The sequence below is a fragment of the Bacteroides rodentium JCM 16496 genome (assembly GCF_000614125.1).
Classification (GTDB): Bacteria; Bacteroidota; Bacteroidia; order Bacteroidales; family Bacteroidaceae; genus Bacteroides; species Bacteroides rodentium.
On record NZ_BAKJ01000008.1, the window covers coordinates 54,457 to 67,127 of the forward strand.

At 46.6% G+C, this 12,671-nt stretch carries 6 protein-coding genes and 2 pseudogenes; all 8 read left to right on the top strand.

Going from position 1 to position 12,671, the window contains the following annotated elements:
- The first annotated feature begins 9 nt into the window (after positions 1 to 9).
- The 8 genes and pseudogenes from JCM16496_RS05415 (at position 10) to JCM16496_RS05445 (ending at position 12,596) form a co-directional block, all read left to right on the top strand.
- Positions 10 to 3,078, top strand: a complete 3,069-nt coding sequence (locus JCM16496_RS05415) for a SusC/RagA family TonB-linked outer membrane protein (protein ID WP_025832860.1) — start codon at positions 10 to 12, stop codon at positions 3,076 to 3,078.
- A 36-nt stretch (positions 3,079 to 3,114) separates the two neighbouring features.
- Positions 3,115 to 4,407 (top strand): RagB/SusD family nutrient uptake outer membrane protein, encoded by a 1,293-nt coding sequence (locus JCM16496_RS05420; protein WP_369346653.1) that lies wholly within the window; start codon positions 3,115 to 3,117, stop codon positions 4,405 to 4,407.
- A complete protein-coding gene (locus JCM16496_RS24885) occupies positions 4,404 to 4,712 on the top strand; it encodes a RagB/SusD family nutrient uptake outer membrane protein (RefSeq protein ID WP_369346654.1) in 309 nt (102 codons plus the stop codon). The genes JCM16496_RS05420 and JCM16496_RS24885 overlap by 4 nt, the downstream gene beginning before the upstream one ends.
- An 18-nt stretch (positions 4,713 to 4,730) precedes the next feature.
- Positions 4,731 to 5,834 carry a SusE domain-containing protein gene (locus JCM16496_RS05425; protein ID WP_244440256.1) on the top strand — a complete coding sequence of 368 codons (1,104 nt, stop codon included), beginning with the start codon at positions 4,731 to 4,733 and terminating at the stop codon, positions 5,832 to 5,834.
- Between the two features lie 93 nt (positions 5,835 to 5,927).
- Positions 5,928 to 7,037: a glycosyl hydrolase 53 family protein gene (locus JCM16496_RS05430; RefSeq protein WP_025832862.1), complete on the top strand. Its 1,110-nt coding sequence runs from the start codon at positions 5,928 to 5,930 to the stop codon at positions 7,035 to 7,037.
- Positions 7,038 to 7,114: 77 nt separating this feature from the next.
- Entirely contained in the window at positions 7,115 to 8,290 is a 1,176-nt protein-coding gene (locus JCM16496_RS05435; RefSeq protein ID WP_025832863.1) for a glycoside hydrolase family 53 protein, read from the top strand.
- Positions 8,291 to 8,318: 28 nt separating this feature from the next.
- Positions 8,319 to 10,792, top strand: a pseudogene (locus JCM16496_RS05440) (glycoside hydrolase family 2 TIM barrel-domain containing protein).
- Between the two features lie 80 nt (positions 10,793 to 10,872).
- Positions 10,873 to 12,596: pseudogene (locus tag JCM16496_RS05445) on the top strand (AAA family ATPase).
- Positions 12,597 to 12,671 lie beyond the last annotated feature (75 nt).

Consider the following 12,671-nt stretch of genomic DNA (forward strand, 5'->3'; position numbering starts at 1 on the left):
ATTGAATGCATGAAGCAAGTTAATCTTAGAATCTATCGGATGATTCTGCCCTTAATCCTAGGGCTATTCTTGTCAGTAGGCACTTATGCACAAAGCATCACTGTGAAAGGGCATGTTAAAGATGCCCTGGGTGGAGTGATAGGCGCAAGTGTAGTAGAAAAAGGAAATACCACAAACGGGACTATCACCGATCTTGACGGTAATTTTTCACTGAATGTACCCAAAGGTTCTACTTTGGTAGTTTCTTTTATCGGTTATAAGACTCAGGAGGTTGTTGCAGCTTCCAGTGTAGTCGTGACCCTGCAGGAAGACAGTGAATTGTTGGATGAGGTTGTGGTCATCGGTTACGGTGTGGCTAGGAAAAATGATTTGACCGGGTCTGTAACGGCAATTAAACCGGATGAAATGAACAAGGGGCTGACGACATCTGCCCAAGACATGATGCAAGGCAAGATTGCCGGTGTCAGTGTTGTCAACAATGGTGGTGAGCCGGGTGGCAGTGCCACTATTCGTATCCGTGGCGGTTCTTCATTGAATGCCAGTAATGACCCGTTGATTGTAATTGACGGACTTGCCATGGATAATTATGGAGTGCAAGGAATGTCCAATCCGTTGGCTTTGGTAAATCCGGCTGATATAGAAAGTTTTACTGTGTTGAAAGATGCTTCGGCTACAGCCATTTATGGTTCCCGTGCCTCCAATGGCGTTATCCTGATTACCACTAAAAAAGGACAGAGTAACTCTAAGCCCCGTATTTCTTATAATGGTAATGTGTCCGTCAGCATGGTTACGGACAAACTGGATGTACTGAATGCCAAAGAGTTCATGAAACTTGTACAGGACACATATGGTTATTCTGATGAAGAGTTTCTGGCGAGTGCGGAATATCAGGCATTAGGATATACGAATGCTCAAGGTGAGCATCTTTTTGCCGATACCGACTGGCAGGACGAGATTTATCGTACGGCAGTCAGTACCGACCATAATATCACTGTTTCCGGTGGATTGAAGAATATGCCTTATCGTGTTTCCCTGGGCTACACCAATCAGCAAGGTATCTTGAAAACATCAAGTTTTGAGCGTTATACAGCCAGTGTGAATCTTTCCCCTTCTCTTTTTGATGAGCATTTGAAGGTTAACTTCAACGCAAAGGGCATGTATTCTGTGACAAGCTATGCCAATACCGATGCCATTGGAGCTGCCACTTCAATGGACCCTACCAAGCCGGTTTATGGCAGAACGGAATTTTATGATAAAAACTTCGGTGGATATTGGGAATGGCCCGAAGCAGTAGACTGGAAAGATTCTGAATGGGGATACAACATCAATACTTTGGCTACGGCCAATCCCGTCGGGATGCTGAATAACCGTTCGGATAAAGGAAAGTCAAAAGTGCTGATGGGGAACATCGAACTGGATTATAAGATTCATGGTTTCGAGGATTTGCATTTGCATGTCAATGGTGGTATGGATGTGGCAAGCGGCAAGTCCAACAAGAATTACAACCGTTTTGACCTTGACAATTATTATTATGGACGTGTCGGTTGGAATACACAGGATACATACAATTTGTCATTGAACATGTATGTACAGTACATGAAGGACTTCGGGAAAGCGCACCATTTTGATATCATGGCCGGTTATGAATGGCAGCATTTCCACAAAGAGACAGATTACTATTATTATGGAACTTACCCTGATACGAACCTTGAACATGCCGGTGAAATCTATAATCCGTCAGAAAATACACTCTACAAGACGGAGAACTATCTGGTTTCTTTCTTTGGCCGTATGAACTACTCTTTACTCGACCGTTATCTGCTGACCTTCACCTTGCGTGATGATGGCTCTTCCCGTTTCTCCAAAAAGAACCGTTGGGGATTGTTCCCGTCCGTTGCATTGGCATGGAAGGTGAAAGAGGAGGGTTTCTTGAAAGATGTGGATGCTGTTTCCGATTTCAAGTTTCGTGCAGGTTATGGTATCACCGGACAGCAGGAAGGCATTGGCGATTATACCTATTTCGCTTCATATACCCCCAATTCGGAAGGAGCATATTATCCGGTTTTGGGTAATGGCATCACTTACCGTCCGGATGCCTATAATAATGACTTGACCTGGGAAAAGACCACTACTTATAACATTGGGGTTGATTTGGGATTCCTGGACAACAGAATCACTGCCAATTTTGATTATTACTATCGCAAGACGAAGGATTTGATTAATGATGTTTATGTAGCTGCCGGTTCCAATTTCAAGAATAAGGTGACGAGCAATATCGGTTCACTGCATAATAAAGGTTTTGAATTTGCAGTGACATGGAGAGCCATTCAGCAGAAGGATTGGCGTTGGGAGTTGGGATTCAATCTGACACACAACACTAATGAAATAGACGAGCTGGTGAAGAGTACAGGTGACAAATACATCATTCGTCATGGAGGAATTGCCGTTGGTGATAGTGGTTCCAATGGAATCAAGGGATATTCCGTAGGCGAGGCTGTCTCTGCCTTCTACACCTATCAGCAAGTCTATGATGAGAAAGGCCAGCCGATAGAGGGCGAATTCGTGGACCGTGACAATAATGGCATCATCAATGATAACGACCGTTATTTCTATAAGAAATCAGACCCGGACGTATTGATGGGACTTTCCTCGAAATTGATTTATAAAAATTGGGATTTTAGTTTCTCGCTGCGTGCCAGTCTGGGTAATTATGCTTATAATGCTGTTGAATGTAGCCGTTCTGATTTGTCGGTTACCGGTATTTATTCGGGCAACGCATGGCACAATGTGCCTCAAATGTCACTGGCCAAGAACTGGAAGAAAGTGGATGCCTTGGATGCCCTTTCTGATTATTTCATCCAGAATGCCTCTTTCTTGAAGTGTGACAACATTACGCTGGGCTATTCTTTCGACAAATTGTTCGGGCAGAAAATCAGCGGGCGTGCTTATCTCACGGCCCAGAATGTGTTTACGATAACCAAGTACAAAGGTCTGGATCCTGAAATCAACGGTGGATATGATGGCAGTATCTATCCTCGTCCTCTGGTGGGAATTTTCGGACTCAGCCTTAATTTTTAATCCTTTAAAACTAAGAATAGTATGAAATTCAACAATATGAAATCATTAATTCCGGTTGCTGCCTTTACACTTATGATAGGGTTTTCGTCTTGTGTGGGAGATTTGGATGTGAAGCCTATCAATCCGCAGCAAACCATGACTTTGGATCAAGATGCTCTTTTTAACAAGATATATGCAAGCTTCTGTTTGACCGGACAGACCGGCCCGAGCGGTAATGCGGATATTGACGACATGGACGAAGGACGTTCAGAGTTTTTCCGCATGGCATGGAACCTGAATGAGCTCACTACGGATGAGGCACACTGGATATGGCTCACAGATACCGGTATGGATGAAATGCTCCACAATTCTTATGGAGCGAGTGCCGCATTCTCTATCGGACTATATTATCGTCTTTATTTTACTGTCACGTTGTGTAACTTCTTCTTGGAGCAGATTCCGGATGATGGCGGTACGTCTTCCATGCAACGTGCGGAAGTCCGTTTTATCCGCGCTTTACAGTATTATTATATCATGGACTTGTATGGTAACGCAGCATTTACGGAAGAAGTCTCTTCTGAATTGGCAGAACGCTATACACGTACCCAGTATTTCGATTATATTGAGAAAGAACTGAAAGAGTGTGAGGCTGATATGGCAGAACCGGGACAGAATACTTATGGGCGTGTTGACAAGGTAGCTGCATGGAATTTGCTGGCCCGTCTCTACTTGAATGCTGAGGTTTATACCGGTACTGCCCAGTGGCAGAATGCCATGGATTACGCAGAAAAGGTGATAAACAACGGATATTATCATCTGTGTACGGAGGGAGCTACCAATCCGGTGACTGGTGAGGTTTATTCCGCCTATCAGATGCTTTTCCTGGCAGACAACAATACGAATGGGGCACAGTATGAAAACATTTTTCCGATACTCTTTGACGGGGTTACTACAAAAAGCTATGGTGGGATGAATTTTCTGGTTCTTGCCACTTATAATTCAACAATGGATGTTACAATTCCTTCCGGCACGAATTGCAGCTGGGGAAAGTGCGCCCGGGTCCGCAAGCAATTGCTTGACAAGTTCTATACGGCAACTCCTCCTTCGGGAAAGACGGTTGCGGAAATGACAGCTCCGGCCAATGATGACCGTGCTCTTTTCTATGGTGACGGCTTTTCCGCTTCCATTAAAGACGAAACGGATGCGACTGCAGGTTTTGCATGTGTGAAGTTTCGTAATGTCCGTTCGGATGGACAATCCAATCAGGTGGTCGATTATGTAAATGCGGACCTTCCTTTTTTCCGTGTTGCTGAGGCTTATTTGATTTATGCAGAAGCTTCTACCGTTTGAACGGGTCTAATGCGGATGCAAAGGAGAAAATCAATGAACTCCGTTCCCGTGCCAATGCTGCCCAGAAGAATCTATATACGTTGGATGATATTTGTGATGAGTGGGCGAGAGAATTCTGGTTTGAAGGCCGCCGCCGCATGGATTTGATACGGTTCAATAAATATGCCGGTCAGGCATCCTATAAATGGGAATGGATGGGAGGCACTTATGAAGGTGCGCAATTCAGCAATATCAGAGCAATTTTTGCGCTTCCTGAAAACGATTTGGCGAACAATTCCAACTTAATTCAGAATCCGGGTTATTAATCAAAAAAAGAACAGAATATGAAAAGATATTTATTCACTTTGTTGTTGGCGGGATTGGCGATGTTCACTGCATGTACAGATGATAGAGACTCCAATCCGACAGTACAGCAACCCAGTACTTTCGAACTGAATATGCCTGCCTTGGGAGGCGGTGTATATGACTTGGCTAACACAGACTCCATCAGGTTGACCTATGAACAACCAGACTATGGTTATACGGCTCCCGTCAAGTATTATGCGCAGATTTCCGTCTCCGGTACCTGGAATGACGCCACTTCTGCAGAAGCGGATGACGCTACATATATCGAAATGGACGGCTCTGTTACAGTTTGTGAGTTTGGTGCGGCGGCTGATTTGGTGAACAAAGCTATCATGAAATTGGGCAATTATACTGACCCGAGCCAACTGCCTGCTGAGGGGATATCCTTGTACGTGAGAATGAGGGCAAGGCTGAATGCCGGTTACGAGTGCTATTCAAATGTCATAGAACTTTCTGTTGCTCCCTATTATGTAGCTTTGGTATCAGCTGCTCCGGAACTGTGGTACCTGATTGGAAGCTGTATCGGTGATGGCTCTTGGGGAAGCGAAGTAGGTACGGGAGTCATTCCATTGTCACCGGTGGAAGGTGCCAAGTATGATGATGTGACGGGTAAGGGAGAATTGACCTATACCGGTTACTTCCCGTCCGACAAAGGTTTCAAGATTGTAAGGGTGCCCGGTGAGTGGGATGACCAGTGGGGAGCTGATGGAGGTGACTTCAACAAACCGCGTCTCAAGGATGCCGATGGTGAGGGAAGTGATTTTTATGTTCCTGCCAGTGGATATTATAAGATTTCCTTGAACACGAAAGAGAACACTCTCTCCATCGTTGCCACTGATGAACCGAAAAATGTTTATGATGGATTATTGATTTCCGGTGACTTCAACGGTTGGGGTACTGATACGAAGATGATTCCCGTAAATACGGTTGAAGGCGTGGTCAATCATGTCTGGAAGTATGAGTTGGATGCGACAAGTGGAGATACCACGGCAAAATTCTTATATGCTGGATGGACCCCCAACTGGGGAGCTTCCACTTTCCCATATGGATTCGGAGTGAACGGAGTGCCAATATTCCGGTAGTTGCCGGCAAATACATAGCTATCCTGAATGACATTGACGGTTATTATCATTTCTTCAGCAAATAATTAATAAAATAATAAGGTAAGATTCGATATGAAGAAAAAAGTATTGTTTTCAGGAATTCTGCTGGCTTTCCAAGTATTATCGGGGCATGCCCAGCAGCGTCTTTTGGGGGGAGATATTTCTTTGCTCCCCTCTTACGAGGCGGCAGGAACTGTATATAGAAATGCAGTTGGAGAGCCGGTTGCTCCCCTTGACTTTTTCAAGGAACAAGGTTGGAATGCCGTTCGTGTACGGCTTTTCGTTGAGCCTTCCAAAGCCTCTGCGGAGCATAAGGGAGAAGGAGTATGCCAGGATTTGGATTACGTAACCAAATTCGGACAACGGATAAAGGATATGGGTTATCAGTTCATGCTCGACTTTCATTATTCCGATACATGGGCTGACCCGGGGAAACAGTTCATGCCGGACCGTTGGCTGGATGCCGAAACGGCCTCATTGCCTGACAGTGTGTACCGATACACTAAAAACACCCTTCGGTCTATGGTGGAAGCTGGTGCATGTCCCGATTTGATACAAGTCGGAAATGAGATAACGAATGGGATGATGTGGCCTGCTGCCAAAGTCGATCCGTTGGGAAGTGATAACTGGGATTTGTTAGTGAGACTTTTGGAAAGTGGCGCCAGGGCTTGCCGTGAAGTTTGTCCCAAAGCAAAGATAATTATCCATACCGAGAAAGCCGGCGAATGGAATAAAACCAAGGCCTACTACAATCGTCTGCAGCAGCTTGATTATGATATTATCGGACTCAGTTATTATCCTATGTGGCACAAGGCGGTGGGGGTACTTGCCGCCACGCTCGATTCTTTGGCAGTCCACTTCCCGAATAAGGAGGTGATGATAGTGGAGACTGCAGCCTATTATTCGCACGAGAATGACAGATGGGCAAAAAGTGCGGACGAATATTCCGAGTTTTATCCGGTCAGTGCAGAAGGGCAACGTATCTTTACTCGTGAGCTGGTAGCTGAACTGCGCCGTCATGCCAATGTAACCGGGCTGTTCTGGTGGTTTCCCGAGGAGAATGCCAGTGGCAATGCTGTGACGGAGGGATGGTTGAACCGTGGACTCTTTGATAACCATACGGGAAAGGTGCTTCCGGCAATGGAAGAGCTCAGTCGGTTTGTACAGCCGATTGACCGTTGATTTCAAATTATTGGGAACCTCATCCCTTAGTAAATGTGCTAAATTATTATATTTGCGGAAATAATTAAGATAACGCCATGAAACACATGAAGTTTTTGACTTTCTTTTTTTGTATTGCCTTTGCCGTATTTGCATGCAGCAGCAATAATGAGACAGACCCCAACGCAGGTGGACTTCCCGATAAGGAAGAGCCTCTTACTACGGACTTTGCTAAAGGTGCCGACATAGGCTGGTGCACCGAATATGAATCCAAAGGATACGACTTCTACAATGCTAAAGGCGAGAAGCGTGAATGCACGGCTTTGATGAAGGAGCTGGGACTCAATGCCATCCGCATTCGTGTATGGGTAGACCCGAGCGACAACTGGTGCAACACTGCCGACGTGATGGTGAAGGCCCAAAGAGCCAAAGCGCTGAATATGGATGTGATGATAGATTTCCACTACAGTGACTGGTGGGCAGACCCCGCCCAGCAGAATAAACCTGCCGCATGGATTGGTAAGAATCTGGCAGACTTGAAGAAAGCTCTCAGCGACCATACGGTGAGTGTGCTTCGGGAACTGAAGGCGGTCGGTGTCACTCCCAAATGGGTGCAAGTGGGCAATGAAATTCGTCCGGGCATGCTGTGGGATAAAGACAAGGCTTTGAGCGGCGCATCCTATGACGTGAAGGAATCCGACTTGAAAGATGCTCCGGCAAACGCTTCTTCCGAGGTGGTATATCCCATGAATTGGGCCAATCTCGGCGCATTTATCACTACCGGATATGATGCCGTGAAGTCGGTCTGCCCCGATGCCATCGTCATTGTTCACCTGGACAACGGATGGGACAATGGTTTGTTCAACTGGTTTTTCGACGAACTGAAGAAGAACGGAGGCAAGTGGGATATGATAGGTATGTCACTCTATCCTTACTGGTCGCGCGATGCCAAGCCGGAATATACAGCGGCTGATGCCGTTATTACGGACTGCATCAAAAATATCAAAGCGGTAAGTGCGAAGTATAACTGTGATGTAATGGTGGTGGAAACTGGCATGGAGTGTGCCGACGACAAAGGGAATCTGGCAAGTGCTTCCGTACTGGCAGAAGGGAAACGCCAACTGGCCCGTGTCCTGAAAGAGTGCAAAGAGAATACTGACGGACGCTGCAAGGGCGTGTTCTACTGGGAACCGGAGTGCAGGCCGAGCCAATATCGGCTGGGGGCATTCACAAAAGACGGTCGCCCCACTGTGATAATGGATGCTTTTAAATAATTATATTAACAAAATCTTTTAAAGAAGAATGAGAAAGACAATACTTATCTTTTCCTGCTGCGCTTCTTTTGCCTTGGCGGCAATGGCGCAGCGTACAGAAGCATTGTTGGAAAAGAACTGGAAGTTCACCAAGGGAGATGTTCCCGAAGCAACACAAACAAATTTCGACGACAGTAAGTGGGAAACAGTGACCATTCCTCATGATTGGGCCATCTTTGGTCCGTTCGACCGCAACAACGATTTGCAGGAGGTAGCGGTTACGCAAGACCTTGAGAAGCAAGCTTCCGTAAAGACCGGGCGTACCGGAGGGTTGCCTTATGTGGGTGTCGGTTGGTATCGTACGGCTTTTGATGCTCCTGCCGACAAGCAGGTTACTCTGGTTTTCGATGGTGCTATGAGTGAGGCTCGGGTCTATGTCAATGGGAGAGAAGCTTGTTTCTGGCCTTTCGGGTATAACTCTTTTCATTGCGATGTTACCGGTTTGCTGAATGCCGACGGTAAAAACAATGTGCTGGCTGTCCGTCTGGAAAACAGACCCCAGTCCTCCCGTTGGTATCCGGGGGCGGGATTGTATCGCAATGTCCACCTAGTTACTACGGAACGTGTCCATGTTCCGGTTTGGGGTACACAGCTCACCACACCGCATGTTTCTGATGAATACGCTTCCGTGCGTCTGCGTACTACAATACGGAATGCCGGTGATGCGGATGTTCGTATTTCTACTGATATTATTGCGCCGGACGGTAAGATAGTAGCCCGTAAGGATAATAGCCGGAAAATTAATCACGGACAGCCATTTGAGCAGAATTTTCTGATAAATGCTCCGTCTCTGTGGTCCCCTGAGACACCTTATTTATATAAGGCAGTATCTAAGATTTATGTAGATGGCAAACAGACTGACGAATATACCACGCGTTTTGGTATCCGCAGTATTGAGATTATAGCTGATAAGGGATTCTTCCTGAATGGTAAGCACCGTAAATTCCAGGGGGTATGCAATCACCACGATTTGGGCCCGTTGGGTGCGGCTGTCAATGTGGCTGCTCTTCGCCGTCAGTTGACATTGTTGAAGGATATGGGATGTGATGCAGTCCGCACCTCCCACAATATGCCTACACCCGAATTGGTGGAACTCTGTGACGAGATGGGCTTTATGATGATGTTGGAACCTTTCGATGAATGGGATATTGCCAAATGTGAGAATGGGTATCACCGCTATTTCAACGAATGGGCAGAAAAGGATATGGTAAACATGCTGCATCAGTATCGGAACAATCCTTGTGTGATAATGTGGAGTGTAGGAAATGAGGTTCCTACCCAATGTAGTCCCGAGGCTACAAAGTGGCTTCTTTCCTGCAGGATATTTGCCATCGCGAAGACCCTACACGCCCCGTTACTTGTGGTATGGACCAGGTGACTTGCGTGCTTGCCAACGGGTTTGCGGCAATGATTGATGTACCCGGTCTTAATTATCGGGCTCACCGTTATGTGGAGTCTTATGAGACCCTTCCGCAGAATATCGTACTCGGTTCGGAGACGGCTTCCACTGTCAGTTCTCGTGGTGTCTATAAATTTCCCGTACAGAAGGGAGCTAGTGTGATGTACGATGACCATCAGTGCTCCGGTTATGATGTGGAGTGTTGTTCCTGGTCGAATCTTCCCGATGAGGATTTTGCTTTGGCTGATGATTATGACTGGACAATCGGACAGTTCGTCTGGACGGGTTTTGATTATTTGGGTGAGCCTTCTCCTTATAGTACGGATTCCTGGCCCAGCCACAGCTCCGTTTTCGGTATCATAGACTTGGCAAGCCTCCCCAAAGACCGTTTCTATCTGTACCGCAGCCTATGGAATAAGCAGGCAAATACCTTGCATGTCCTTCCGCACTGGACGTGGCCTGGCAGGGAAGGGGAGAATACTCCGGTTTTTGTTTACACCAGCTATCCCAGTGCCGAACTGTTCGTCAACGGAAAGAGTTATGGCAAACAACGGAAACTTACTGCTGATGAAAGCCGTGCTTTGGAAGGTCAGGACTCTCTTGCTTTGCAGCGTCGCTATCGCTTGATGTGGATGGATGTTCCTTATGAACCGGGCGAAGTGAAAGTGGTGGCTTATGATGCTTCCGGCAAGCCTGCAGAAGAAAAGGTGATTCGTACCGCTGGCAAGCCCCATCATCTGGAGCTGGTTGCCGACCGCACCCGCTTGTCTGCCGATGGTAAGGACCTGGCATATATCACAGTCCGTGTCGTGGATAAGGACGGTAACCTTTGTCCGGCAGACAGCCGCATGGTAAACTTCTCGGTGAAGGGTGCCGGAAAATATCGCGCTGCTGCCAATGGAGATGCTACCAGCCTCGATTTGTTCCATTTGCCCAAGATGCCGGCTTTCAGCGGTCAGCTGACGGCTATTGTGCAGAGTGGTGAGCAAGCCGGTGAGATTGTGTTTGAGGCAAGGGCTAAAGGATTGAAGTCGGGAAAGCTGGTACTGCAAGTCGGGGAATAGTCTAATAATTCTTATTTCCTGATGTCCGAACGGGAATAATTTCCTACCTTTGTGTATTACTAACATAAAGGTAGGAAATTATGAACGATATGACGATTCCTTATGCCATCGCAGACTTTGTTGAGATGCGTGAGCGCGGCTTCTACTATGTAGACAAGACACGTTTCATTCCGGAATTGGAGCGTTACAAAGCTCCTGTCTTTCTCCGTCCGCGTCGTTTCGGAAAGAGTTTGCTGATTTCCACCTTATCTTATTATTATGACTTGAATGAGACCGAACGCTTCGACGCTCTCTACGGTGGGCTTTATATCGGCACCCATCCTACTCCGGAGCGTAATCGGTATATGGTGTTGCGTTTCAATTTTTCTGCCATGGTGATGAGCAGCAGCATAGAAGCGCTGGAACGCAACTTCCACAATTTGAATTGCGGGCCGATAGAAATGCTGGTAAAGAGTAACTACCGCTATGCCCGCTATTTTGAAGGCTTTGCTTTCCGCGACTTGAACAATGCCTCTTCTATGTTGGAGGACATCATGAATTGGATAAAGTCGAACAATCTCCCCAAACTTTATATTCTTGTCGATGAGTATGACAACTTCACCAACCAGTTGCTTACCTCCTTCAAAGACCCCCTTTACGAGAACATTACTACCGGTGACAGCTTTTTGCGTACTTTCTTTAAGACCATCAAGAAGGGGATCGATGAAGGCAGTATCCGTTCTTGCTTCTGCACAGGTGTGCTTCCCGTCACGATGGACGATTTGACCAGCGGTTACAATATTGCCGAAATCCTGACGCTTGAACCTACGTTCACCGAGATGCTGGGTTTCAACCATGACGAGGCCTCCACATACCTGCGCTATGTGGTCGATAAATACGGTAACGGTGAAGATCGCTTCGACGAGCTTTGGCAGCTTATTCTGAACAACTATGACGGTTATCGCTTCCTGCCGAATGCCCGTCCGTTGTTCAACTCCACTATACTGACTTATTTCTTCAAAAAGTTTGCCGTGAACAAAGGCGAGATTCCACCGGAGATGATAGACGAGAATCTGCGTACGGACATCGGCTGGATACATCGGCTCACCATCACACTGGACAATGCCCGTGAAATGCTGGATGCCTTGCTGATAGACGGGGAACTGGTTTATTCCCAGCCCAACCTGCGTAGCAAGTTCAACAAACAGAAGTTTTTCGACAAGCAGTTCTATCCGATAAGCTTGTATTATCTGGGGATGACGACGTTGAAAAACGGTTTTAAGATGACTTTGCCTAATCTTACCATGCGCAGTATTTTCATGGATTATTTCAATGACATGAATAAGGTGAGCAGTGATGCACGACGTTATGTTCCCATTTATGAGCATTTTGTGACGCAATCGCGCCAGTTCGAGCCTCTTGTCCGCAATTATTTTGAAGAATATCTTGGTCAGTTCCCTGCCCAGGTGTTCGATAGGGTGAATGAGAACTTTATCCGTTGTTCCTTCTTTGAACTTTGCAGCCGCTACCTGAGCGATTATTATACCTTTGCATTGGAGCAGAATCTTCCTTCCGGTCGTGCCGACTTGGTGCTGACCGGCATTCCCGGTACCGATTTCCACAACGACTGCCGGGTGGTGGAATTCAAATATTTCAAGATGGGTGACGCTGCACGTATAGAGGCATTGACCAATCCCGAGCCGGAGATGTAGAGCAGGTTTGCAACTATGCTGCCGACATCAACCGCCAGTTCCCTGCCTACCGGATGCGGAAGTATGTGGTCTATATAGCCGGAAACAAGGCTTTCAAGGTTTGGGAAGTTTAGGCAGATTCGTTGCAACACACACTTCAGACCAAAAGCTCCATCCGCATCTGCTGATGAAGCACATTGATAAATGCA